The sequence below is a fragment of the Bartonella vinsonii subsp. vinsonii genome, assembly GCF_902825235.1.
Taxonomy (GTDB): Bacteria; Pseudomonadota; Alphaproteobacteria; order Rhizobiales; family Rhizobiaceae; genus Bartonella; species Bartonella vinsonii.
This window is the reverse complement of the sequence record NZ_CADEAJ010000005.1, coordinates 74,386-99,934: the sequence shown is the minus strand read 5'-3', so window position 1 is coordinate 99,934 and position 25,549 is coordinate 74,386. Positions and strand designations below refer to the sequence as shown.

General features: G+C 39.3%; 24 protein-coding genes. 9 read left to right on the top strand and 15 right to left on the bottom strand.

Annotated features, from left to right (window positions below; translation table 11 throughout):
* Window positions 1-12 precede the first annotated feature (12 nt).
* The 12 genes from J7R12_RS05295 to J7R12_RS05240 form a co-directional block, all read right to left on the bottom strand.
* On the bottom strand, window positions 13-1,641 hold the full coding sequence (locus J7R12_RS05295; protein WP_126603803.1) for a BID domain-containing T4SS effector: 1,629 nt from the start codon (window positions 1,639-1,641) through the stop codon (window positions 13-15).
* Between the two features lie 10 nt (window positions 1,642-1,651).
* Window positions 1,652-1,858 (bottom strand): antitoxin VbhA family protein, encoded by a 207-nt coding sequence (locus tag J7R12_RS05290; protein ID WP_126603802.1) that lies wholly within the window; start codon window positions 1,856-1,858, stop codon window positions 1,652-1,654.
* 70 nt (window positions 1,859-1,928) lie between these two features.
* Entirely contained in the window at window positions 1,929-2,996 is a 1,068-nt protein-coding gene (gene virB11 / locus J7R12_RS05285; protein ID WP_126603801.1) for a P-type DNA transfer ATPase VirB11, read from the bottom strand.
* Window positions 2,993-4,147, bottom strand: a complete 1,155-nt coding sequence (gene virB10, locus J7R12_RS05280) for a type IV secretion system protein VirB10 (RefSeq protein ID WP_126603800.1) — start codon at window positions 4,145-4,147, stop codon at window positions 2,993-2,995. Before virB10 ends, virB11 begins: the two co-directional genes overlap by 4 nt.
* Window positions 4,140-5,006, bottom strand: coding sequence for a P-type conjugative transfer protein VirB9 (gene virB9, locus J7R12_RS05275; RefSeq protein WP_126603799.1), 867 nt, complete (start codon window positions 5,004-5,006; stop codon window positions 4,140-4,142). Before virB9 ends, virB10 begins: the two co-directional genes overlap by 8 nt.
* Window positions 5,003-5,707: a virB8 family protein gene (locus J7R12_RS05270; protein ID WP_197721506.1), complete on the bottom strand. Its 705-nt coding sequence runs from the start codon at window positions 5,705-5,707 to the stop codon at window positions 5,003-5,005. Before J7R12_RS05270 ends, virB9 begins: the two co-directional genes overlap by 4 nt.
* Window positions 5,661-5,972 (bottom strand): type IV secretion system protein VirB7, encoded by a 312-nt coding sequence (locus J7R12_RS05265; RefSeq protein WP_126603797.1) that lies wholly within the window; start codon window positions 5,970-5,972, stop codon window positions 5,661-5,663. Before J7R12_RS05265 ends, J7R12_RS05270 begins: the two co-directional genes overlap by 47 nt.
* Before the next feature lie 204 nt (window positions 5,973-6,176).
* Entirely contained in the window at window positions 6,177-7,151 is a 975-nt protein-coding gene (locus J7R12_RS05260; RefSeq protein ID WP_126603796.1) for a type IV secretion system protein, read from the bottom strand.
* The gene (locus J7R12_RS05255) at window positions 7,144-7,629 is read right to left on the bottom strand and encodes a type IV secretion system protein VirB5 (protein ID WP_126603795.1); all 486 of its coding nucleotides are present in this window, start codon (window positions 7,627-7,629) and stop codon (window positions 7,144-7,146) included. Before J7R12_RS05255 ends, J7R12_RS05260 begins: the two co-directional genes overlap by 8 nt.
* Window positions 7,626-9,971: a VirB4 family type IV secretion/conjugal transfer ATPase gene (locus J7R12_RS05250; protein ID WP_197721537.1), complete on the bottom strand. Its 2,346-nt coding sequence runs from the start codon at window positions 9,969-9,971 to the stop codon at window positions 7,626-7,628. The genes J7R12_RS05255 and J7R12_RS05250 overlap by 4 nt, the downstream gene beginning before the upstream one ends.
* Window positions 9,972-9,988: 17 nt before the next feature.
* Complete coding sequence (locus J7R12_RS05245) at window positions 9,989-10,297, bottom strand: type IV secretion system protein VirB3 (protein WP_126603793.1); 309 nt, start codon at window positions 10,295-10,297, stop codon at window positions 9,989-9,991.
* On the bottom strand, window positions 10,298-10,612 hold the full coding sequence (locus J7R12_RS05240; protein WP_126603792.1) for a TrbC/VirB2 family protein: 315 nt from the start codon (window positions 10,610-10,612) through the stop codon (window positions 10,298-10,300).
* Between the two features lie 301 nt (window positions 10,613-10,913).
* Here J7R12_RS05240 and J7R12_RS05235 point away from each other — a divergent pair, with 301 nt between their 5' ends.
* From J7R12_RS05235 to J7R12_RS05225, 3 genes are all read left to right on the top strand, one after another.
* The gene (locus J7R12_RS05235) at window positions 10,914-11,690 is read left to right on the top strand and encodes a hypothetical protein (protein ID WP_126603791.1); all 777 of its coding nucleotides are present in this window, start codon (window positions 10,914-10,916) and stop codon (window positions 11,688-11,690) included.
* 915 nt (window positions 11,691-12,605) lie between these two features.
* A complete protein-coding gene (locus J7R12_RS05230) occupies window positions 12,606-13,451 on the top strand; it encodes a TIGR01459 family HAD-type hydrolase (RefSeq protein WP_126603790.1) in 846 nt (281 codons plus the stop codon).
* Window positions 13,451-14,452: a bifunctional riboflavin kinase/FAD synthetase gene (locus J7R12_RS05225; protein ID WP_126603789.1), complete on the top strand. Its 1,002-nt coding sequence runs from the start codon at window positions 13,451-13,453 to the stop codon at window positions 14,450-14,452. Before J7R12_RS05230 ends, J7R12_RS05225 begins: the two co-directional genes overlap by 1 nt.
* Window positions 14,453-14,678: 226 nt before the next feature.
* Here the strand turns inward: J7R12_RS05225 and J7R12_RS05220 are convergent, their stop codons facing one another.
* Window positions 14,679-15,032 (bottom strand): TIGR01244 family sulfur transferase, encoded by a 354-nt coding sequence (locus tag J7R12_RS05220; RefSeq protein ID WP_126603787.1) that lies wholly within the window; start codon window positions 15,030-15,032, stop codon window positions 14,679-14,681.
* Between the two features lie 637 nt (window positions 15,033-15,669).
* Here J7R12_RS05220 and parA point away from each other — a divergent pair.
* From parA to J7R12_RS05190, 6 genes are all read left to right on the top strand, one after another.
* On the top strand, window positions 15,670-16,299 hold the full coding sequence (parA, locus tag J7R12_RS05215) for a ParA family partition ATPase (protein WP_126603786.1): 630 nt from the start codon (window positions 15,670-15,672) through the stop codon (window positions 16,297-16,299).
* Entirely contained in the window at window positions 16,296-16,547 is a 252-nt protein-coding gene (locus J7R12_RS05210) for a hypothetical protein (protein ID WP_126603785.1), read from the top strand. Before parA ends, J7R12_RS05210 begins: the two co-directional genes overlap by 4 nt.
* A gap of 391 nt (window positions 16,548-16,938) precedes the next feature.
* The gene (locus J7R12_RS05205; protein ID WP_208439036.1) at window positions 16,939-17,154 is read left to right on the top strand and encodes a hypothetical protein; all 216 of its coding nucleotides are present in this window, start codon (window positions 16,939-16,941) and stop codon (window positions 17,152-17,154) included.
* Between the two features lie 91 nt (window positions 17,155-17,245).
* A complete protein-coding gene (locus tag J7R12_RS05200) occupies window positions 17,246-17,449 on the top strand; it encodes an EexN family lipoprotein (RefSeq protein WP_126603784.1) in 204 nt (67 codons plus the stop codon).
* 125 nt (window positions 17,450-17,574) lie between these two features.
* Window positions 17,575-17,787: an EexN family lipoprotein gene (locus J7R12_RS05195; protein WP_126603783.1), complete on the top strand. Its 213-nt coding sequence runs from the start codon at window positions 17,575-17,577 to the stop codon at window positions 17,785-17,787.
* Window positions 17,788-19,112: 1,325 nt separating this feature from the next.
* Entirely contained in the window at window positions 19,113-19,517 is a 405-nt protein-coding gene (locus tag J7R12_RS05190) for a flagellar protein FlgN (RefSeq protein ID WP_126603782.1), read from the top strand.
* A 574-nt stretch (window positions 19,518-20,091) separates the two neighbouring features.
* Here J7R12_RS05190 and J7R12_RS05185 read toward each other — a convergent pair.
* Both J7R12_RS05185 and J7R12_RS08965 read right to left on the bottom strand, forming a co-directional pair.
* A complete protein-coding gene (locus J7R12_RS05185; protein ID WP_126603781.1) occupies window positions 20,092-22,914 on the bottom strand; it encodes an autotransporter outer membrane beta-barrel domain-containing protein in 2,823 nt (940 codons plus the stop codon).
* A 137-nt stretch (window positions 22,915-23,051) separates the two neighbouring features.
* Window positions 23,052-25,499 (bottom strand): autotransporter outer membrane beta-barrel domain-containing protein, encoded by a 2,448-nt coding sequence (locus J7R12_RS08965; protein ID WP_234924837.1) that lies wholly within the window; start codon window positions 25,497-25,499, stop codon window positions 23,052-23,054.
* Window positions 25,500-25,549 lie beyond the last annotated feature (50 nt).

The following is a 25,549-nucleotide window of genomic DNA, read 5'->3' as shown; positions in this document are numbered from 1 at the left end:
TTGGCTGGGTTTTTAACTGGCCATAGCCAGTGCATTTGAGCGATTGAGTATGCGGGTGCAGGCTTGCTTATCGGTTTCTTTGGCTTTCTGAACAGTGCTTGTAATTTCTTGTGCTTTTTGTTCTGAGACACCAAGACTTTGAGCGAGAGCTTCATAATCATGGTGTTTGATCGCACGGTGTTCGTCTGATGAGAGACGACGCTCTATGCTACATATAAAAGCGCGAAGTTCTTTGTATAATGAAGGAGATTGAGACAAAGCTTCTCTTTGTTTTTCTGGTGATAAGCAAAAGAGATTTTGCAAGTTTTGACTTGGCTTCTCTACCGCTTTTCCGCAGCGGTTTTGTTCGATTTGATGTTCTTGAGTGATTACAAAACGCGTCTGTATTACAGCATCCGCATAATTGACAATTGCGCCACAGAGCAGTTTCACATGCTGTTGCGCATTTGTGCGCGCTGAAGTTTTGAAGAAAAGGAGGTCAAAACCTGCAAGAGGAGTAATAGAGTGAGGCGTGCGTTCAATTTGGCTAGCAAGCCGTTGGCCTAAATCTGGATTTTTAAAAATCTCACCCATCCGTTCGTCTAATGCTTTTGGGCTTCCATAAACAAGTTTTGAAAAATGTCGAATTTGGTCTCTAGCTGTTTGAACACGGGCACTTTGTGCAACCTTTTCGGCAAATTCACTTGATGTGAGAGGTGCGAGTGTTTCTTTAGGAATGAGCGTGTTTTCAAGCTCTTGCGCCGTTAGGGCTGTAAAGGTAATGATATCTCCAGGTTTTAATGTTTTCCGTTGTTCTGGCGTGAGATGCTCACTGTTACCGATGATGCAAATTCCTTGTGCATCGAGCTCAAAGCCACCAAAATTGCCACCTTTATAGGTTCCTAGGTAAGTTACACCTTCTTGTGCAGCTATAACAATACGATCATGAACATCGTGCTCAAGTTCTTTCATGTTGCTCATGAATTTCTTTAAAAGAAGCGTTTTTTCTGGATTGGAGATATCTTCAAAAAGATCTTTCATCCGGTGTGTATTGCCATGTTGTGTTGCTTCGCTATAGGCAGTCATCATGCGTTCTTTTGTTACAAGCGAAAAGTCAAGCCGATGTCCTGCTGCTTGGGCAAGCTTTTCAAAAAAGAGTTGTTCTGTGTGTTCATTGCCATCTATGAATGGGTGTGTATATTTGAGAGAAACAAACAGTTCTACGGCTTCAGAGATAAATTCTTGGCGCGTTAAGCCTTGCAAATTGTTTTTTTCAGCAAGCGTTTCCTCTAATCTTTGTAAGCTTTCGGGGATTTCTTCACCGCTTACAAAAGCATAATCCCTTTCCACTCTGTGCATTTCTGGCATGGTGGCAGTGGTATCGTCTGCAAATGTGAAGGGGGCATTGCGTAGCTGTCCAGCCCATTCAAATGTGTTCTTAAACAACTGCTGATGGAGATGGCATAGATAAGCACAATCAAAATATTCTGGCAGCGGTTCTTCACGCAGCGCCTTTATTGCCGCTTCTATATCAGAGGAACATTTTTCCAGAAAGCGTTGTAAATTTGTTTCTCCATATTTGTTTTTGAGTATTTTTGTACCAGGATAGACATAATGAAGAGGTGAGGGGATTCCTCTTGTTTTTGACTTTGCTTTTGGCATAATGACCACCTTATAAGAGAGCGTTGTCCATAAGAGTGTTAAATTCTTCGAGTGAAATATCCCCTCTTGCGTACCTTTCTAAAATTTCCAGTGTTTTGGGATGAAGTGTTAACCCTTCAATTTCATGGCTGTTGATGGCGGCATCAACGGCTTCGCGGCGTTCTTTCAATTCTTCCGCTGTAGGAGGGGAAAGATTTTCTGTTCTCTTTGTTTTCATTTATTTTTCCTTTAGCGTTTTTCAACAGTTGCTTTAAAAGTTTTTTACAGCAGAGGTTTTCTCCCTCGCGTTACCCCCCAAAGATGTTTCGTTGTTTGAATGGATCATAATAGATTTCTGTGACCTTAAATTTTCCTTCAACCCGTTTACACTGGATGATGATATCAATCATTGAGATCAACAGGCCTCGAATATCATCCCGCTCTAAATCACTTCCGCCTTCACTTTCTTTGACCAAAAGGGTCATTTGTTCAAAGGCAGCAAGTGCTGTTGAGGCATGAACCGTCGTAATCGAACCTGGATGGCCTGAATTCACATTGCGGATATAATAAAAGGCTGTCCCATCTCGAAGCTCTTGTAAAAGAATGCGGTCAGGACGCATGCGCAAAGAAGATTCAAGCAATTCTTTGGGACCAATAGAGGCTAAACCTTGCCCATCTTTTGAATAGATCATAGAAACATGATTGGGTTGAGGCACAATCAGTTCTTGGGTATCTTCAATGGTGATAATACGCTCATTATGAGGAATTTTGGCAATGAGTGCCTTTGACAATGTTGTCTTCCCCGAACCGGTTTTTCCTGCAATCAAAATATTTTTTTGGTATTTTACAGCTTGATTTAAAAAGGAGACAAAGTCCTTATTACAGTAAGCGGTTATCAAGTCATGTTCAACGCTTTTCAGTTCATGAAAACGCGATTGATAATCACTTAAAGATGTGAATGAGATTTGTTCACACACAGAAAAAAGACCTTTGTCTGCAAGATCTTCGAGGGAAAAATTGCGTGATGATGGTTTGCGAATTGTCATACTGATCGTGTCTTTTTCTACCGCCGGAGGAATGACAATTTGAATACGCTCATTCTCTGGTAGAGTAGCGGATAAGATTGGATTTTTATCCGATATATTTTGCTTAGAATAGGACGCGACAACTTTAGCGATCCCCATAAGCTCATCAAAGGAGAGGGCTGGAGCTTCTATTGTTTTCCACCCCTCAATCCCTTCAGTCATGACTTGATAGGGACGATTGATGACAATTTCAAAAAGACTTTCATCTTGTAAAAAAGCACGGATGGGTTCAAGTTTTGTTAAAACAATTGCGACGGTTTCATCGTTCAAATGGTGTGCGTTTTGGTTCATTTCAAAGTCACCGTGGGGTTTTTATAAAAATTTCTTGAAAGGGCGCGATGGACAATCTGTTGTTTGTTTTCAATGACTTTCAATTTATAAACACTGGAAAAATCTAAATCACGCGCAACAAAAACATTCACCATTTCCCCTTGATTTTTGGTCAATGTTGGAGGAATATTGGCGTAATTTTCTGTGATAATATTGGCAATATTTTTTCCTGAAGAGATTGTTTCAGAATCTTTCTTCTCTTCTTGGCCTTGTAATAAGCGGTTTTTCGCATAGTTTGTTCCATCTTTGATAAGCGAGACAAGAAGTGCAGATCCAATGCGTTCTAACCAATGGTTGTCAATATCTCCATCCATGCCAGAACGCCCTAAAGAATCTGTGGCGGGTGAAGCTAATGCGATAATGACGCCATTTGGTGTTTTGGCTCTATTCCAGAGTACAAAGAGCCGATTTTGTCCTTTTTTCAATCCAGCGCGATATTCACCAACAATCTGTGTGCCTTTATCAAGAAGGACAACACGACCATTGTCTGACAAGATATCTCTGGAGATGATGCAACTGGTAAATCCTTGTTGGTCACTGCTGATCGCCGTTTCTAAGATACAAGGAATGGAAGCGCCCATTGGGATGATATAGTTACGATTGCCAAGTGTTGAGGCGCGAACACCCGCGAGGGTTGTTGGCTTGAGAAGATTGTTAAAGCGTTGTGCTGTTTCATCAGACTTGTTTTCAAGTTGATTCAACAAAGAGCCATTATTTGTGAGGGCTTTATTCTGCTGTGTATTCGCATAAGCTAACACAGGAGCACGTTGTGCTGCTTCTAGAAGTTTATCATCGGACGCTGCTTGATTTATTTGGGGTGTTGGTAGCTCAACCTTTGGCAATGGAGTATTATTTTTTTCAGTTGGTTGAAGAGAGAGAGGCTTTGGCTCTGCTGGGCGAAAAAGTTCTGTTTGCTTAATAACTCCTTCTTTTTGAACTTCAACAGGTGGTTTTTTGTCTGTGGCAAGCGTTGAATAGGCTAAATAAAGACACACACTAAAAAGAATAACAAGAGTAACTGCCTTGCCTATATTGCTATGTTGGTTTTTTCCTCGAGCGTCTTTTATCGTATCGCGATCATTGATGCCTTTTTCATCCATTGTGTCATTCATGGCTGTTTCCTATGTGCACTTTACGTTGTACAGATGGTGATGTTGTTCCAGTTTCAGGGTTGATTCCTTCCGGCACGAACCTTCTATTGAAGATACAAAGCACGTCATTGCCACGGCGCAGAGTAAATTGCGCCGCTGTCGCATGAACAATGACCTTGTTGCCTTTAATCGATTTTGGAACGAGAGATTCTTGTCCATCACGCGATACAAGGTAAATGGCAGGAATTTCGCTATTGCCCAAAAATGTAAAGGTAGTTGTTTTTCCGTTGTCATAGACAGAGCTTGGTTCAATGAGGGGGGAACCTTGTGCTTCATAAGCCCAATTGCGGGGTCCAAAATCTTCATGGGTATTTAAAATATCATTGACAAAATCTTCCTCGTGCTGTTCGGCTTTTGCTGCTTCGGCGAGTTTTTTACGCAAGGCTTCATCTTCTGGATAACGAAACTTTACCAAGAAATAAGTATCATTTCCCGCTGAAACATCGCCTTCACGTACTTGGAGTTCAAACTGATAAGAGCGTTTTGTTCCGTCTTGGCGGCTTGTGACAATTTGTAAATTGGTGACAGGCTGCACTTCGCGCGGTTTTAGAAAAACAAAGTGACCAGCTGGTGCAACTTGCCAAGCAACGGAATTGCCAATTCCCACATAGGTCACTTCTTCATCATCGGCAAATTCAAGCTGAACCGAAGAACGAATAGAACCAATGATTTGTACGACATTATATGGATCATAATTGACAAATCGAATGCGATTGTCTTTGCGGGCACTCACAGGTGCTGTCTCTGCATATAAGGAGACTGTATAGCAGTTTATTGCTACGATGAAAGCTAAAAAGACTATTTTTAAAAATTGGCTCATTGTATCACCTCTGGATCGGTTCTATATTCCGACACTTGAAAGCCAAGGGGGTTGATTAAGCGATCTGTCGTTGAAATTTGTGCATTAATGTAAGAAAAATTTAAGATCGAAACCCAATGGGAAATATTTTCTTTTCCATTTAGTTCTCTGAGCGTTTTGTAGTAACGCACTTGGATAAGATCTTTGCTTAAAAAGGAAATTGATTTGATTGTGACCGTAACAATCATATTTTGATAGATATTTTGTGGACTTTCTGGATTGTTGCCCGCATACCATTTGGCAAAACGATTTTGTTCTGCTGGAGAAGATAAAAGAGAGATCAGGCTAAAATTGTTTTCTGCCTCTGATGCTTGAAATCCTTCGCGTGCACGAACATATTTGGCAGCAAAATAACGTGTTATTGCTTCGTCATAGTCGTTGGGAGAGTCTTTTAGTGCACTTATCGTATCAACAATGCCTGTTGAATTATCAACACGAATAACAAAAGGTTCTACGGTTTTTAAGGGTGTTAATGCTGCTACCGCCAAAGCTAAGGCAATCGTCATTAATCCAAAAAGCACGGTGAGAGCCATGGCAATTTTCATCCGCATCCGCATGCCATGCATGCGATCAATATCGAATGAACGTGCTTCTTTTATATATTCTTTGAGTGCTTCACTGTTCACGCGCGACCTCCGCAGTTTGATCAAAGAGCGTTTCATGGTTTATTGCGTTGAATGAAGCTGTATTCGGTGTGACAACCGCTGTTGCTTTTTCACTTTCTAGGGTGTTAAGGATGAGAGGTGTCGTCACAGGCTTTACAATTTTTTCTTGCCGTGTGGTTCTATTGTCCCAATCCCACTTATCCCTATTTAAAACGCGGGTCTGTTTCCCATTACAACGTGGTGGTTTTTTGGGGCCACTCAGAGAAGCACAGCCGGTAAGGGCCATGGTTAAGATGAGAAAAAAAGTTATTTTTCGTTTCATTGCTTAAACTCGTAAATATTTTGAAAGACAACGCATAGGTGCTCTTGCTTTGAACAATCTCACAAAAGCATGCGAGGAAAAATTTTGATTGGTTTTGTGCAACTAAGGTTAGGGGTTTTACGCAATATGCGTGGGGTGCGCGCGCTTTGGCGCGCGCACAGTGCCAAAACAAAAAGTTTTGTTCTTTTAAAAAAGTGTCTCACGTTAAAATCGACCACGGCCTTGAGCTCCCGTTTTTGCGGCTTTGGCTGCTGCACTTGCTACACTTGCAGCGCCAGAGAGTTTTGAAGCGGCACTTTTGGCTGCATTCCCACCAGCTTTTGCTCCGCCGGAAAGCATGCTGATAATCTGACCACCTGACGACAGCCCAGCGTTAAAGTAGGGGCCTCCAGAAGCAAGAGCAGAGGCAATACCGGGAAGTGCACGGAAGAGAATGGCGCCTATTATCGAGATGACAACGACAGGAGGGAAAAGAATATAGATGGAATCATATGAGCCACCGAGAACGTGCACAATAATTTTGCACATAATCGTTCCCAACATGATCACCAGAACTTGCAAAATGGTAAAATTAACGAGCGTTGTAATCCATGCATCGGTAAATTTTCGGGTCGCATTGAACAAATATAAACTAATGAAGAGTGGCCCAAGACCTATAATCATCACAAGTGCAACCTGTGCAAACATTTGGACAATAAAACCACCGATACAAAAGACAATCACAGCGCAAATCATTAAAAAGCCAAGAAGGCCAACCAAGATTTTCTCAAAGAACCACGCTTTAGCTAACACTTCTTGATAGCGAGAAGATGCCTGTAACAAAATATAATCAAAGACATTAGAGCCAGTCTTATTGTCGTTTAATGCATTGCCAATGGCGTTTGCTAAATCATTGAAAAAGATGTTTTTAACATAGATATTAAATGTATCTGCATTGGTTGCCATTGTCGTTACAACAACGATTTTCACGACATTGTTGAGAAGACTATGCGTGGAAAGGGCGACACGACCCGTCATGACATTATAGCCATAGAGAAAGATGAAAATGATCGAGGCAAGATTTAGCGGTGCTGAAATAGCACCAGACAAATTCTCCACGGTCATGTCCATTGCTTCGTTGAGAGGCTTTAAAATATATCCAGAAACACTTTCAAAGGGGGAAGAACTAAAATCAGTCATTAAGCGGTCCAAGTATTGATGGGATATTAGACTTTCCAAGTTTTTCTTTTAATTTTTCTGCAATTTCTTCATGCTTTTTTTGTATCTGTTCTTCACGAACTTCTTCTTTTGTTCTGCTGTCTTTTGCTTGAATCATAGCCAAGGATTGGAGTTTTAAAGCATCCGCTTGAAGGTTTGCTTGAAGCACAGAGAGTTTTATTTGAAGAGCTTGCAATTTCTCTGGATCAGACTTTTCTTTTTCTTGTGATTCTGCTTGTGCCTGTGTCAGCTTCTCACTTATTTCCTGAATTTTTTTTGCAGTTTTCGTTGCCTGCTCAAGAATATTTTCGGCTGTTTCTGATTTTACAGTGTTTAATTCTTGTGTGCTTTCTAATGCTTTTTTATAATATTCATCAGCATCTACAGCATCTACAGTTTCTGCCATTGCATGAGAGATAAAAGACAAAGATAATAAGGTGATGAGGCTATATTTTTTCATTGATTTTCTCTCCTTTGATAAAAGATGGGCAGCCATATATCGGGGTCTGTTCCATATTCGTTGATAATTTGATTCATGAGTTCAATATTCTTGGTGGTACCGCTTAAGACGGCGATCTCATCGTTCATTCCACGTAAGTTAAGTTCAGCAACAACAGAGTTTTGTCCCTGTTTGATAAGAAAACGACGGGATTCTCTACTTAATTCCGATTGTATCAATTCGAATTCCCGTTCAGTTAGTTTGAAATTTTCAACATAATCGTGGTAATTTGCTTTTTGATTTGGAAAAAATATTTGGGTGGGGCATTGCTCAATAATCGTGTGTGCGATTGTTGAGTTTAAAGCATCTTTGGGGCTTTGCGTTGCAAACAGCATCATGCCATTTTGTTTCCGGATTGTTTTGAGACGATCTTGTGCAAACGCTTTGAATGAATCGTCTTCAAGGGCTTTCCAGAATTCATCAATGACAATAATAATGCGCCGTCCATCAATCAGATCAAGAATGCGGTGAAAAAGATACATCATCAAGGGACGCCGAATTTCTTCATTGTCTAAGAAATCGGTCATGTCATAACCAATGAATTGTGCGTCTAAATTCAGATCATCTTGATCATTATCAAAAACCCAGCCTAAGGCATTTCCTCTGATCCAAGGCTGTAGGCGTATGGCAATTCCCTCTTTTGATGTGTTATCAAAAAACAGTTGAAGGGCACCAAGAGAGCGTTGTGCATGGGGCAAACTTTCTAAAGAATCAATGGCTTTGGCGATATCTTGTCGCTCTTGTTCCGTTACTGTTTGCCCTTCAGTTGTAACAAGCTTCAAGACCCAATTACGAAGAAAAACTTTATTTTTTTCAGTGTATTCCATGCCTTTTAAAGGGGAAATGCCAGTAGATTGCCCATTTTTTAAAGGTTTATATTTTCCACCTCCAGCCCGCACAAAAATCTCTGCGCCCTGATCTTTGTCGAAAAAAACCATGGTGGGATTATGTTTTTGCAACTGTGCGAGAAGAAAATTAACAATGACCGTTTTACCCGATCCCGATGGACCGCAAACAAAGGTGTTGCCAAGATCGCCATAATGAAAATTAAAATAATAGGGAGAACTGGCTTGCGTTTTTAACAATGCGACAGCAGATCCCCAAATATTGCCTTCAAGTTTACCAATGGGAAAGGAATGAAAGGGCGATAAAGCCGCAAAATTTCTGCTGGTAATGGCTCCAGAACGTGCACGATAGCTGAAATTTCCGGGCAATTGTGCCCACCATGCTGCTTCCAATCCTAAATCTTCTCTGGCAATTACTGCTCCGCCATTGGTTAAATGCGAACGGGCTTTTGAGAGATTTTCAGCTAATATTTTAGGATGGTCGGCAAAAACAGCGAGAGAGAGATGATGTTCGCCTAAAACAAAACGATTTGACTCTAAGTCATCAAGTGCTTCATCAAGGGCATCAATTTGTGAGCTGGCACGATCTGCTGCATTGATCATTTGATTTTGTTTGCGGCTCATAATGGTACCGGCCGCTGCTTTACTCTTAAAGACAAAGGATTGTGTTAAAATGAATTCGAACGGTGCTGTAAGCAATTCATCAGTCATACCAGGGCGTGTTTTAGAGGGATATTCCTTCCATCCAAATATGCCAACAAAGCGTTCATTGCTTTCATGGCGTATTTCGATAATTTCTTTCCCAAAAATCACACGATCTGAATAAATTGTTGAGGCAATGGTTCCAAAGGTGAGGGGGATACGCTCACGTCTTCCCCCCACCAACTGGTGTAGAAATTCACTTTGTTCAGAAAATAAAATGCCCTCATGTTCATAAACTGATAAGAGGCGTGCGTCATAGACTTCCAAACCTTGTATAAAATCTCGGCTTAATTCTTCGATTTTATGAATGGCTTCTTCATCTGGTTCAGATTGTGTTTTCTTGGCTTTTGCTAATCGCTGAAAAAATGAAGCCAATCGTTCTGTCTTATCTGATGCCGGATTCCAGAGCAGTGAAACAAACAGATCATTTCTGTAAAGCTCTTGTGAAATCATTTTCTTTTTGTATTTTTCATCTAATGTTGCTGCAAAAGATGAAAGAAAGTGCCCCTCTGGATAGATCGTTTCGCGACGACGAATGATGTGAGAATATAAAGCAACACGTTCATCAGCAATATTTTTTAAGAGCGTGTTTAATTGATTGTGTAAGGAATTTAATTGATCGATATCTGCAGTGTCAAAATTTACTCCCTCAACAGCTATCACCGTCATTAAACAACGCGAATTTAATGCAATGACGTGCTGGTTGATATGGCGTATATAGGGAATATAGTCTTCAACAAAAGTTTCCCGTTTCATGATTGACGTCTGTTTCACTACATGAGTTCCTTATAAGTACGGATAAGGCGTAAGGGGGAAGTCGATCCTCCTCCCCATCTTTTAAGGTTTTTTTGTTTCCCTCTGGTATTCAGCCAAGCAAATAATACGCGAAATTGGTTGTGGTCATATTTTGTTACTTCACGCAAAACAAAGTGCATTCCAAAACCTAGACCGATCATGGAAAAACTACTCGTCAAAATGAAGAGAATGGTTGTCGCCATGATATTGAGAGCCATCGCCTCCATTGTGACACCTGCAAACATGGCAGGTCTTGTACAGGCAAGGAAAAGAGTATCTTCGTTCATTTATGATAAGCCCGTTAATTGACCAACGAGAGCGGGTGCTCCAAAAACAATCCCAATGCCGATAATGCAGTAAGCTGCTTTGCGTAAATCAATAAAGCCGTACATCCAACCAATGCCCACAGCAGCAACACATATAATGGCAATAAGCTTTGCTGTTTTTCCCGTCATCATCGTAACAATAGTCTCTAAAACACCCTCAAGCTTTCCTAGCCCATTCGCTGCAGTGGCGGCATAAGAAGGATTTGATACGATGAGTGCTGTTAAAAGCAGCATAATGGCGATAAACATCATGTTCTTGGATATATTGTTTGTCATTTTACCTCTCTTTAAATTTTTTTTATTTACGGACTTTCATCTCTCCTGAAGAGCCTCATTATTTTACGGTTGACAAGCTGAACCACTACGCTCCTCCTTTCTAAAAGCTTGAGAATGGTTTTTTCTCACTCTCAATATGCTTTTCTTAAGAGATAAAATTCATCTTAGGATTGTTCTACATAAAAATGGCAATTTTAAGTTGCATATTTTGGCATAGTTAATTTGCAACAGACCTTCTTTAAAATTTCTCATTCAAGAATGAAGAAGGTTGTTGGTAAAAATGTGAAAGGATAGAGAAATAATGAATTTTTTGAGCGAGTATATTAAGCGTGTGCGCTTTAAATTCATCGTTATTGTTTACATTATCGGTTCTCTATTATGGGGAATCAACCAATATAAAGATAAAATAGATTTGAACATTTTTAAAATATTTACAATGGAAGATATGGGGCAAAACATTACTGGGCCAGTTATTTCTGGACAAGATATTGTTGATCAGCCTTTGGAAGAGAAAAAAACAATGGAAGCTCTCACCAAGCAGCGTTTAACAAAAAATGCTTCCACGTTTCATTTGCAAAAGAATGTTTTACTCAACAATGGGGCAGTTTTTCAGGGGAAGGCGTTGATTACCAGTGGTGTTACATTTAAGCTGTTCACTTCTGTTGCACAATCTTGGCGTAAGCATATCACGCGCACTGTTCACTTATATGGTGTGGATACTTGTGCACCACGTCAAAAAGCGAAATTAAACGATCAAGAATGGCCTTGTGGTGTCGTTACAACAGCTTGGCTTGTCACCAAAACACTTGGTCAGAATTTATCCTGTAAGCAGGCTCTTATGCACAATGGTATTTCTTATGCACAATGTTTTATCGAAGGAGTTGATCTCGCTGAAATCGGTCTAGCAGAGGGCATGCTCGTACTTTCGAAAGAGAAGAAAAATCCTCTTCCAATACAGTATCGTATTGCTGAAGAAAAAGCACGCAATAACAAAATTGGTCTTTGGTCAAGTGAATTCACCGAACCTTCACAATGGCGGCGGGATAATGGATCTTACAATCCCTTTGCCAGTTTATGATGTGTTTTAATAAGGAGATATTACCCTGATATTTATCTCGAGAATCTTATAAAGCGAATTGAAATAAATCAGAAGGCGAATAGAACTATTGCTAAAGCCATTATTGAAACAAAGAGCCATTGTTGACACAAATCTATGAGGAAAACCAGTCTATTCAGCTGTGGAGAACAAGAGGGGCGTGTTTTTAAAATGATTACACCCCCATAGTTGGGGGGGTACAAGAAAGAAGATTGTTCAGAATATTCGATGATAGATTGTTGTGTCCGGTAAAACATGGCGATTTATTTTACGAAGAGTGTAATCTCACCAATTTGATTTCTCACAAGAGTGGAGAAAAAAGGGTGTTCATAATCCACTTGATGCTTAAAGCCCTCTGATCTTTAAAGATTGCAAAAAAGCAGGAGAGCAGGTGAGGCTTCAACTCTTTAAAACACAAAGAAAGATTTGTGCTTTAAACAGCTTTGGTTGTCTCATAAGAGTATTATGAAACCTAAAATATGAAATGCTTTTCATGCAATCTATAGTGTATTTTAAGGGCATTTGCGCCTAGAGACATGGAACTTTTTCCTTTGAATTGTTTTTTATGGAAAGATTTCTTTGTTTATTTTTAAAAGAAGAACTTGAGTGTTTCAGCGAAGAAACTGTATCAATAAAATCATTTTTATAATTCAAGTTTTTACTCGAAGAAAGAGCATTGTAGAATTATAAGTTTTGGGATGATAAGAAGTATTAAGAATTCTACACCACTTAGTTTGTTTATTTTATTATTCCTCATGATCTTTTTATGCGATGCAAAGTTTAATGTAGGAAAAATACAGTGTTGAGAAAGCAGATGACAGAAGAATAGTTTTTCGATAAGTCGTTTTTAAGTAAAAGACAATTTGATAAATGACAAATGTATGAAGCAGGTGCAACATGAACGAACTTACCCACATTGATACTGTTATAGAGCGGTACGATGCTGTTTTTTGCGATGTTTGGGGTGTTGTACATAATGGTGTGCATGCATTTGAACCGGCATTGAAAGTGTTGCACGAAATTCGACAGATGGGAAAAAATGTCATTTTCTTGACCAATTCACCTCGACGGCGGGAAGATGTCGTTGTTCAATTGCAAAGCATGAATGTTCATAGCGACTATTATGATGCCATTATTACTTCAGGAGATGTGACACGCGATCTTATTCGCGCTGCACCACGTAAAATTTTTTTTATTGGTCAACAACGTGATGTGGTGTTATTTAAAGGATTAGATTGTGAACTCGTTGAAGAATGGGAAGCTTCTGCTGTGGTTTGTAGTGGCTTTCTTGAGGATCTTGAAGAAGAACCTTCTGCTTATGAGGATATGTTTCATCGTATGCGCGCACGGAATTTGCCTTTTATTTGTGCCAATCCTGATGTGATTGTCCATTATGGAAATCAGGAATTTTGGTGCGCTGGTGCATTGGCACAGCTTTACCAACAATTGGGAGGGGAGGTGCGTATTGCTGGAAAACCCCATGCGCCCATTTATGAAGGTGCTTTTGAAAAACTGCAACAAATCCGTGGAACAGTAGAAAAAAATCAGATTTTAGCGATTGGCGATGGTCTTTTGACCGATGTTAAAGGCGCTGTCCATTTTGGTCTCGATGTACTTTATATCATGGGGGGCATTCACCGTTATGACTATATGCAAAACGGTATGGTGGATAAACAAGCTTTGCACTCTTTTCTTGAACGTCATGGCTATCAGCCACAAGCAATTATGTGGGCTCTTCAATAATGTCTGATTTTTTGCGTCTTCAGGGGACAAATATGTTTCCTTTGGCTTGGCGGGGAGCTGTATTGGCACTTGGAAATTTTGATGGTGTTCATTGTGGACATCAGGTGGTGCTCAAAAAAGCGCTTGATTTCGCGCGTGTAAAAAATAAACCCGCTGTTGTTTTAACCTTTGAACCGCATCCGAGGAGTTTTTTTTGCCCTTCTGCTCCTGTTGATCGTTTGACAGAAGCTCATGAAAAAGCTGAAATTTTTAAAGTCCTTGGCTTTAATGGGGTGATTGAACAACCGTTTGATGCAGATTTTTCTGCTCTTTTGGCAGATGAATTTATTCATGTGGTTTTAAAACAAGCCTTTGATGTTTCAGTCGTGGTAACGGGCGAAAATTTTCAATTTGGTCATCAGAAAAGTGGAAATTCACACCTTCTTTGTCAAAGGGGGAAAAAATATGGATTTGAGGTTGTGCAAATTCCTTGCGTCTCTAGCAGACAAGATCGACAACAATTGATCATTTCTTCTAGCATTATTCGTAAGCTTCTCTCACAAGGTCAGGTGGAAAGGGCAGCCCATTTGTTAGGCTATCATTATCGCGTGCGTTCCAATATTGTTGAGGGCGAAAAACTCGGCCGCCTTTTGGGCTTTTCTACTGCTAACCAGATCTTACCTCCTCAAGTCAGTTTGGCGCATGGTGTTTATGCGGTACGCTTGCGTCGTGCTAACGGTGTTTTGTATGATGGCGTTGCAAGCTTTGGTTGTCGCCCAACGGTTGTGAAAAATGGTGCGCCGCTTTTGGAAACTTATTTGTTTGATTTTAACGGTGACCTTTATGGAGAAAGCTGCACTGTTTCTTTTGTACAGTTTTTACGAGGGCAAGAGAAATTTGATGGACTCGAGGCTTTGGTTGCACAAATGCAACGCGATGAAAAAGCAGCAAAAGCAATTTTGGCGGCAGCACAACCATTTTCACAGTTAGACAAGATGCTGACTTTTAAAAATATGCTCTAAGTTGATCTGAAAAGGATAGCAGAGCAGCAAAAGTGGCACTTAAACTGACTGTAATTATGAAAATATACTCTAAAACATCATGAAATATATGCTTTTTCCGTTGTTGGGAGGGGGAATCGAATGTCTGGTGTTCGGATTTCAGCATTGTCTTTTTCGTAAGCTTATAAAATTTAAATGGCTTTATCATTCAAAAATTACTGCTTATTTCTTTATGATCCGTTAAGACTCATGATGAGATACAGGCTAAACGATAAAGGTGTATGGAGCGTGTTCCATGGCGGCAATAGGCGAGAAGAGGTGTAGAGGCTGTCTTTAATATTGTTTTCATGGTTTCAATCTCTGATTTTTTGATGGTTGGTGGCACGATAGGAATATGATAGGCTTTTATACCATAGTGGTGTGCTGCTGCTTTAATGATGGAAAAATCGGGTTGATGGGGGTCTTCTTGATCGGGGCGATTACAAATAATCGTTTTAAAATCAGCTTGTGCTAATGTTTTAATATTTTCGAGAGTGATTTGAGCACTGATAAAAATATCAGGGGCAATTTGCTGTAAGTTTTCAATTTGTTGCAAATTCATTTTTTTGTCTATCTCCGATCAGGTATTTTCATAATGTTCTCATGCTTGATTTCCAAAAAGGCATGATGAGAGTGAGATTTTTTGAGACAATATTTAACAGAAATGCTGCTGCTGTCGAGAAAAATAGACCTTGCTAAAAAATGATATGGACCTGCAAGACACCTTATCATCAAGGATATATTCATTGCTCTTGTGTTGAATTTTTCGCTCTGATTGTGGTGTTGATCTGTTACATAATCCTCGTGCAGGAGGACTGTTTTTGGCGAAAACGGATTTTTCTGATGCTGTTGTTGAAATAAAATAGGGAAATTTAAAGGATTTTTTCGACTTTTGGGGATTATGCTATCATAGCTCGTTTTTTCATTAAAGGTATTTCTTGTGGAATGCAGAAAGGTAGATTTAAAGCGATAGATTTCTTAAAAAATATTCTGTTTTCTTTTTGGTCAAGAGGAGCGGTGTGTAAAAGGGGGAGAGTGCTTCAAGTTTTCAATGAGCGTGTATGACTGTTGCTTTTATAGCTGCAAAAGAGAAGAGGGATGTTGTTTTAAGTGTGCCAGATACCTGCTTCTCCAGAGACTTGCTTCCTTTGTTACTTTCTGTATAATCGCAAAAACGTTAAAGCTGAAAGGCGTAAATAATGATCATTGGACTCTTGAATCAAAAGGGTGGGGTTGGAAAAACTACGTTAAGCGTGAATCTTGCCGCTAGTTTCGCACGGACTGGAGCAAGGGTATTGCTTATTGATGGTGATCCGCAAGGGAGTGCATTAGATTGGGCAGCTGCTCGTGAAGATGCCCCCTTGTTTTCAGTTGTCGGTTTGCCACGTGCAACGATTCACAAGGAGATTACACAGATTGGTCATACTTATGATCATATTGTTATCGATGGTCCTCCACGTGTGACTGATCTTGCCCGTAGTGCTCTTATGGCTTCGGATTTGGTGCTTATTCCGGTGCAGCCTAGTCCATATGATATTTGGGCGGCTGATGGAATTGTAAAGCTTATTGATGAAGCACGCGTTTATAAAGAAAATCTGAAATCTGCCTTTGTTATTAATCGTAGAATAGTCAACACAGCGATAGGGCGTGATGTGGGCGAAGCCCTTGGTGGGTATCCCGTGCATGTTCTTTCTGCTAGCGTTGCGCAGCGTGTGATTTTTGCAGAAGCCGCAGCACAGGGGAAAGCTGTTTATGAAGTTGATAAGCAAGGACCCGCAGTAGCAGAGATTGAAGCTGTTGCAGCAGAAATCAAGGAGTTTGTACAATGAACAAAACAATTAAGACTGGGAACAAAAAAATTAACATTGGCACAAAACCAACCAATAAATCAATTCCTTTAACAGCTGATGCATGGGTAGAAAGCCGCAAAGGAAGTATGGAGGAAGGTATGAAGCGTCTTACCATTGATGTTCCGGAAAGTTTGCATCGTTCGATCAAGATGAGTTGTGCAAGCCGTGGAACCAAAATAGCAGATGAGGTGCGTGAATTGCTTTCACAGAAATACGGAAAAATGTAAAAAATGATATACGATAATACGGTTCACTTGTTTTGATTAATCTTTCTCATTCAATTTGTAAGATTCATTCCATTGCATGATGCAAATTGTCCTGTTTTACAGGATTGAACATGATGCAATTGGATATGAATAGTGCTCTTCTCCAGAATTTCTCTAAAGTTGTTACTATTTTTTAAAGGAACACGGCTTGTTCATTATATAGCACCTGAACAGGTAGACTCATTTGCTTTATAGAATTTTATTGCTAAGGACTTTAAGTAAGAGATTATTTTTTGTTTATTTTACTCTAAAAAAAGAAAATATTGCAATTAAACACTAGCGCGTATGCTCTTTTTCAGCTATGTAGCCAATTATATTCTATAAAATTGAATAAAATGGAGGGGGAATTTCCGTGCTAAATAAACAATCCTTTTATGGAACGTCTATTTTCCAAAATATATTCTCTCATAAAGCCATTATAACAGCATCATTTCTTAGGCTAGACTTATTGTTGCTTGGTGGTAAAGCAACTATAGCTGGAATTGAAGAAAGATGGAAAATTATGCGCCAAATAGGTAAAAAATGCACAAAGCAGGGGGGATCTATAAAGTTCATCTCAAAATTGTAAAATACTGAACAAGTTCTTAGGGAACTTTTAATCGAGTACTAAAACAGTACTCAAATTTTTTAAATCTAAAAGACAGAAGGGGAATTTATTCATGAATAAAATCATTATAACAGCATTACTTATTTGTACTGGATTTGTCGTTACTGGTTGTAAGGAAAAGATCTATACCGTAGAAGATTTTAAGAAAGATCCAAAATTACTCGACGAATGGTATTTGAAATGTGAAAAAGCAGGTCCGTCTGTACAAGCATCTCAAAATTGTAAAAATGTTTTGCAAGCGAGTAGAGGGCTTTAGGCATATCAGTACAATTATCTCAAAATTGTAAAAAACACTGAACAAGTTCTTAGGGAATTTTTAGTGGAGTGCTAAAAACGGTGCTCAAATTTTTTGAATCTAAAAGACAGAAGGGGAAATTATTTATGAAAAAAGCCGTTATAATAGCACTGCTTCTTTGCACTGGAATTGTTGCTGCTGGTTGCGAAAAAACCTATAGCGTAGAAGAATTTAAGAAGGATGAAAAATTACTCGACGAATGGGTGGCAAAATGTGAAAAGGCAGAACCATCGGTAAAGTCATCTCAAAATTGTAAAAATGCTGGACAAGCGCTTGGTAACATTTTACTGGGCCAGTAAGAACTCTGCTTAAGATCTTCTGAATTTAAAAAATATAGGAAAGCAGTGAATCAATAAAAGTCATGGTGACAATTGTGTTTTTTGCTTTCTTTCAAGAAAGAGTCAATTTGGGCTTGAACACAAAAAAACGTTTATTTCAATAAATGGAAAGCCTCCTATTTTTGTGGAGGTTTTCTGCTCTTTAAACAAGAGTGAAAGATGCTAAAATCCTTCTTCTTTCTTATAAGCACCTGAGGCATTTAGCACCGTGGGGCATAAAACAGTATCGCTTTGGTGTGTATTTATTTATTTTTTATGTGCTGGTTTTATGTGGTAAAAACTCTTTTATACAAGCTGTGTGAGTGATGTTGCACTATGACGAGATTGGCTAAAGCTACTTTTTATGAAGAAAAGATCAAATATGATCAGTAAAAGAGAAGAGCAATGAGCTCTCTATTGAATATTGGGAATAAAACAGAGAGTTCACAGCAGAAGTTTCGTTTCGCAAAGGAAATCTCTCTTTTTTCTTTTAGGGATGAAATGAGTGTACAGCAATGGTGTATATAAGCACGCACTGTGTTATTGGCAAAATGATCTACAAGAAAGAGTCATTTGTAAATAAAATACTAAAAGTGTTCGTACAGAGCTGTTTTAAGGGCTTATGGTGTCGAAAGATTATAAAACGGTGTGTTTTAGAAACTCTTGAAAGGGTTAAGAAAATCCTATATAGTCGTTCATTGCAAAGAAAAGCAAATGATAATTTAAAAAGGGTAATCGTTGATTCTTGTAAGTTATCTTTTTGATATTATCGCATGGTTATGTTCAGAAGGTGTCTTTCTTGCGCTTTGTGCAAAATGCTGTGGGTATGAGTAGTACAGCATGTAAGAAGCTTAAGTCTTTCTGGGCAGATATGAGCTGATCCTGTAGAGCCCAAAACAACATCTCGGCAGAGTGAAGCCAAAGACTATGGAGGGTAAAATATTGAAATCTTTAAAGAACTCTGACCTTTATATGCACCAAATTTTGTCTACATTAAGGCATTATTATTGTTTATCAAAAAAAGGCACAATAAATTTGGAGATTTCTGATATTCACCAATTTGTTTGAGGTTTGCAGTGTTTTAGCAAATTGATACTATGCTAAGGGTGGTTTTGGAGCAAAGAAAAAATATTTCATAGAATGCGTTGAAAATTGAAATGGTATACGCTTTTAAGGATTATCGTGCTTTTTGTCGGAGCAATTTTGCACAGTGAACTCAATTGAGTGTATCAGCATTGAAGAAAAGCTGTTTAATCTCCCTTATTTGTAAGCAAGATTGAACAATATTATTGAAGGGGAATATAAGAATGTCTGTAGTGCAATATGGTGATGATAGTTTTGCATCAAGAGCAAACATCCTTGATAATAATCTTATTGATCGTGATTGGGCGATGACAAAATTTGTGGCTGCTGTTAAAGGATTGACACAAGTGGTCGATTATGAAAGCAATATGCTAGAGAGCAGTAGTGTTCCAGATTATGAAGAAATAAATTTATGTAAAATACGTGGCTTGCGTGACCTTAATAAAGCTATAAGCGATATAAAACGCTACATGAATGAAGATATTGAGAATGAGGTTGAAAGCTTGTTGTCTGATTTACAGGAAAAATTACATCGTAATAGCGAATTGCTTCAAACACATTTAGATGCAGTTAATGATCTTTCGCAAGCTATGCAAGGAGCTGCTCCTCGTAAAAAAGAAACACCTTAATCCAGTTTCGGTCAATATCATACATTCTGAGTGATTAAAATAATAACAGAGTGTATGGGTTTGTCGAGCAGGTGTATGTGTTATAATCTCTATGGGGTGTTTTATATTCGGAATCTTTTATTTTCACAATAATTGATGTAGTTTTGGATTGATCCAATGTTAAGGAGCTACTCTTTATTCTATTTCCCAGCACGCAATGTTGGGAGAGCTTCTTGCGTTTAGACGATTCATAAGAAGCATTGTTATTCCTTTCTATAGTTTTTATTCACACGTCAATCCCGCTTGTAACGCGCAAGCGGGTGGTTTTGATTGATTCAACATAAACAGGATCGAAATGAGAGAACTCCACAGTATTCAAGTCTCTCATTCAACAGACAATATGTTTGATTTATAATGATAAGTTATCATTTTGTCTGTTGAAAGAATGATTTTATAGAGAGGGTGTGTGTATTTCTCTTTTGTTTATTGAGCGGTTTTTTAGCATTGTTATAAGATTTTTTTGAAAAAGAGAATTTCATCAAAAAAGCAGCAGCACTCTGTGCTGCCTTTTCTTAAAATTAACACTTGTTCTGCTTTAAAAACGATAACTTATTCCACCAGAAAAATTGGTTCCAGAAACACCGGCTTTTTGAAGTTTATGCCGATAGCTAATATCACCGTGGAGTGCAATATTTGGAGTGAGGGTGGCATTCACACCAATACCTCCTTCAATTGCAGAGCCGGTAGGATCAAGATAGAATGTGTCAGCAATTTTTATCGTTTCACCATCAGCAAAAGCTTTGAGTATGTTCAATTTGCCATAAACGGAAAAATCATTGGCTTCTTCTTCGCTGGTGAAAGTTTGTGTCAAACGTCCACCCATACGGACCAACCATTGACGTGGATTGCCCATATCAACTTTTAAACCATTGGCATCTGACAGGATATCGAAGATAAGATTTTGATAAATGAATTGCGCTTGTGGTTCAAACATTAGCCCCTTTGTACCGGTTGTTATTTTTTGACCAACGGTAGCAGATATATTGAGTGTTTCAGTACCATCCAGTTTTACGGCATTTCCAACAAGAGCTGTGGTAATATTTCCTTTTAGTGTTCCGTAGGAAAGAAGCGCGTTTACATAGAGGCCATTTCTGTGCTGGATGCCGCTGTAAGCTGTGAGTGACCATTTATCAAGCGTTGTCTTTTCAGAATCTTCCATATCCTTTGGAGTAAAGCCAAGTTTTCCGTATGTTCCTAAAAGACCAAAATGCGTACGGATATCTTCACCTTCTAGTGTTGCCAATACCACACCGAGTTGTAGCCCAGTATAGTTCACATCAGCACCGTAGCCATAGTGCAGGGGGGTACGGTTAGAAGATAAAGTCACTTTCTCACCATAGGAGGACAAGAAGATGCCGTTCTTTTTATTCTTTTCTGTTCCAAATACTGCTGTACGCATATTATCTAACAGCACATTTTGATTGTTTACATCAGCAAATCCAGCAGAAAACAACGCATTGGGCATGACCAAATAATTTGCTACCTGTGGTAAAAGCGCCCTCACTTTCTTATCCTTATCAAGATAGGCATTCTGCAATCGGAAATCCCAGAAATTGCGATCATTCCTCCCCAAAAGATTTTGGCTTTCATGAGATGTCTCTGGTTTATAGGCCGTGAGTACATATTTATAAGGCAAACCATCCATTGTCATATAATCCCCCGCTAACTTAAAGGAGTTTTCATCCGCTTTTCCCGAAACTTGAATGAGCGAAATCCCATGCGTCTCTAAAGGAAGAGAAGCCATGTGTTCTCCCCAAGCAGAACTGCTCTCGGTTGTTTTTTTCTCCTTTTTTAAAAGATTAATATGAACTACGGTACTTCCCTCGACGTCACCATAAATCACAATACGATCAGTTTTCTGTTCTGCTATTGGAGAAGAATTACTCCATTGAGAGTTCAAATGAATCTCTGCAACACCTTTTGCACTATAAACTACTGGCGCATTGGAATTTTCATCTCCTTGTTGCGGGTGAGAGCCGATAAACAAAGTCTGGTGACGCTCTCCCATAGGCTTTTCAAACATAACCATACTGTCTGTGAGTTTGAGTGCAGAAAGGTTAGAGTATGATTTTTCATCAGAGCCAAACTGCGCATAATCAGAGGGCTCTTTATCATTATTCATTGCGTTTTTATTCGCTTTTAAAAGCCATTTTGAGCCATTTGTGAAATCAAATACTGTTTTGCTCTTTTCTAACGTTCTTACCCGCCCTTCTAAAAGGGAATGATTTGCTGTTAATAAAAGGGGAGAGCCTCTTTCATTTTTTAATAAAACATCAGCACGAATTTCTGAATTTTTGAGGTTAATTTTGTTGTTTATGTGTTTCCCATAAACACCAATGCCGATACCATTTTCAACGAAAAGCTTCGTATTTTCCAGTATTATTCTGTTCGCAATGTTTTGCTCTTTTGGGGGAGCATCAGCTTTTCCTTCAGCATTGCGTATATCTTGGTTTTCTAACACCTGGGAGAGAGAATCTTTGAGAAGGATACCATCAGTCTTATAAAAACCCGTAACATGTACGGTCGAATCTTTAAGCTTTATTGTACCATTGCTGCTTACCAAACCAGCTGTTTCTGCTGTTGCAATAATATTGGAGGCATCAATAGTTCCGCCTTCTGTTGCACTTAGTGCAACAAAATTTGCAGCAACTGTTCCTCCTCGTATTTTAGCTACTGAGTTTTCACCCGTTACATTGACAGCAAAATACCTGTCGTAAATGTTAACATCATGCAGAGTTACAGTTTCACCGTCTTCAACCGCAATCCTAGATTGTATACCCTCACTTTGTACTGGTTTTTCAGGCTGTTTTTCTGGTTGTACGCTTACTGGTTTTGCAAGTTCAGGTTTTTTAGGCATTTCCTGTCCAAGGCTCGGTTTCACAGGTGCTGATTTTTCGGATTCTGGTTGCGCAAGCTCTGAGTTTTCAGGTCTTGATTCTGGAGCCATAGAAGGACTTGGTGTTTTCTCTCCCGTGACAGGACCTGTGGAAGAAGAAGAGGCACCTTGGCGTCTTCTAGATTTCGCGAGTCCTGCAGCTGCAGATTCTCCATCATTTCCTGAGAGTGCAGGCTTTGCAGGTGGATAGCCTTGTACACTTCCTCTGGGGATAGCTTCAGTATTTGATCTGTCTGCCCCCATTCGAGCATGTTGAAGCTGTGATCCAGAGGAAGAAGTCCTTTCAGTTTCTGTATTTCTAGGTGAGGCTTCTTCTTTATGATCTCGAAGCGAAGATCTTTCAGGTGGTTTGGGTAAAGTGGAAGGAGGCGATGGTGGAGGTGTTGTAGAGAAGGCATAGGATAGGCTGGAAGAGCAAAAGAAAATTCCAGAAAGTGTGCAGAGCAAGAAGCTTTTTTTCATGAGATATATTCCTAAATATCTGCTCCCCCCCCTCTCTTAAAAAATAAAATTTTTTAACCCATTATGTTTCTTTTTTAAATTACAAAAAGAAATATATATAGCGCTGTCTATATTTCAAGATGTGAATTAAATTGTTTTTAAAAACAGTAACGCATTCCAGCGGAAACGTTCATTCCAGAAAGGCCCGCTTTTCTGAGTTTATGTTGATAACTAACATCACCATGAAGCGCAATATTGTGTGATAAGTGTGCATGAGCACCAAAACCACCTTCAACTGCAGTTCCCATAGAAAGAAGTTGGAAACTCTTACCCATTTCTATGGCACTCTTATGACCAAAAGTCTCAGTAATGTATAATTTGCTATAGAAGGAAACGGCATGACCTTTATTTTGTGTTAAACGACCACCAATACGCAGCATGCCTTGATGAAGATTGCGCATGTTAGTTTTGAAGTTATCGGTATCTGGGAGGATGCCAAGCATGAGATATTGATAGGAAAGTTGTGCTTGGGGTTCAAGGATAAATCCTTCAATATTGAGGGGTAATTTCTGACCGACGGTGGCAGAGGCATTCACTGTTTTTGTGTTATTTTTAGTATTTCTTACGAGAGTGGTGCTGATATTTTCTTTAAAAATTCCGTAAGAGAGGAATGCGTTTGCATATATTCCACTATCATGCTGGAGGTTTCCATATGCTGTAAGGGACCACTTATCGAACGTACTCTTTTGAGAGCCTTCTATATCTTTTGGGATGAAAGCGAGTTTTCCGTATGACCCCAAAAAACCAAAATCTGTGATGGTATTTTGATCTTCTAGTGTTATCAATTTAAAACCTACTTGTAGTGCTGCGTAGTGAATATTCGTCCTAACATTTTCTTGTGGTGAATTAACACTGCGAGAGAACGTAAGTATATTCCCATAAGTAGAGAAGAAAAGCCCATTTTTTTCATTCTCTTTTGGTTCAAACATTGTTATTCGCATATTGTCTAACAATATATTGTGATTGTTTATATCAGAAAATCCAACAGCAAAAAGAGCGTTAGGCATCACCAAAGTGTTTGCCATTTGTGGCGTGAGCGTTTTGGTTTTTTCTTCAGAATTAAGAGGGGTATGAGAGAGGGCTACGGTTTTGTTATTGTCCGCAAGCTTAGATGGTTTTTCAGCATCACCGGCTGTTTTGCTCGTCGTCTCAATCTTTGAGGGGAAATTCACCTGCGCTTCTGATGATGTGTTAGGAGTTGTTTTCGGTGTAGAGGAAGTGGTATTCTCTTTCTCCTTTTGTTGTGGAATAGTATGAGCAGGGAGGAATTCATTGCCAGAATGTTCTCCCTCTGTCTGAGAAGAATTGAGAGGTAGGTTATTCTCTATAAGTGGAAGAGGGGACACTGAAGCTTTTGCTTTTTTCTCTATGTTTGTTGCTGTCTCGGTATCCCAAACCTTTTGGATTTCTTTTCGTATAGTATTGGCAAGAGCTTTGTTTTGTCCTTGTAAGGCATTATCCACAGCTGCCGCTTTATGCAGCATGTCCGCTTTATCTTGCAGTTCCTTCCAAGCGCGATTGTCTTCTTTTACCCATTGTGCACGTTGGGTATCAACACGTCGTTGATTATCGGTTTCAAGATTCACTGCATTTTGTAAAACATTGGCATAGGCATTGCTTTGTTGTTGTAAAAGGTTATTTTCTGTCGCCAACTGATACTTATTGAGTTCACCAAGTAGTGCATTGGCTTGTAGTATATCTTGCACATACTGATTGTAATGGTTAACCATAGCGTTTGTTAATCCATTTTCCATCGCATCGGCATGTGCACCAGACCCACCGCGACCAGCAGCATAGTAAACACTGTTCACTTCATCTCTCACACGATTCATAGCCTTTTGTAAGGAATTAGTATATGCTGCATTGGCTTGTAGCATATTATGCCTATTCCGATAGTAATGATTAAGCCTATGATTTGCAGCTAAATCCTCAAGTTCACGCTCTAACGTCTCCCTATGCGCTCCAGACCCATAACGACCATTTTCTGAAAAAGAACCTTTAATGGTATTCCGCACACTATCCATAGATTTTTCAAGTACCTTTTCAAAATTCGCATCGTATTGATTTGCTATAGCACGGGCATAAATAGAACTACTGGCTTTCCGCAATGCATCCCTATGATCAGGCGTTCCATAACGACCAATCGCTGAGAAATACCTATTAATTCTATTTTCTACCTCATCCAATTCCTCTCGAAGTGCCTTTTCAAAAACTGCATTGTTGTAGCCTTGAAAGTAGTTATTTGCCACACCAGCTTGGTTCTGATTGTATTGATCAATCATCGCATTGGCTTGCATCATGTGTTGTAAATCTCTATCACGACGGTCATATTTGATACGGGCAAGTGCATCACCGAGTCCATTATTTAACTCATTCTTGTGTGCACTAGAACCATAGAGACCAATACCTGAAAACTGTCTGTTAATACTATTCCTTATCTCGCTTAAGCCCTCTTTAAGTTTCTCATCAAAATATGGATCTGGACCCATCATACCGCCAGAAGCTATACGCCCAAGATTTCTCGCTGATGACGTTGGGTTTTGCACCAAACTCCTCAAAGAACGGTTTTGATATTGCTGAGGAGTGCTCCCAAGAT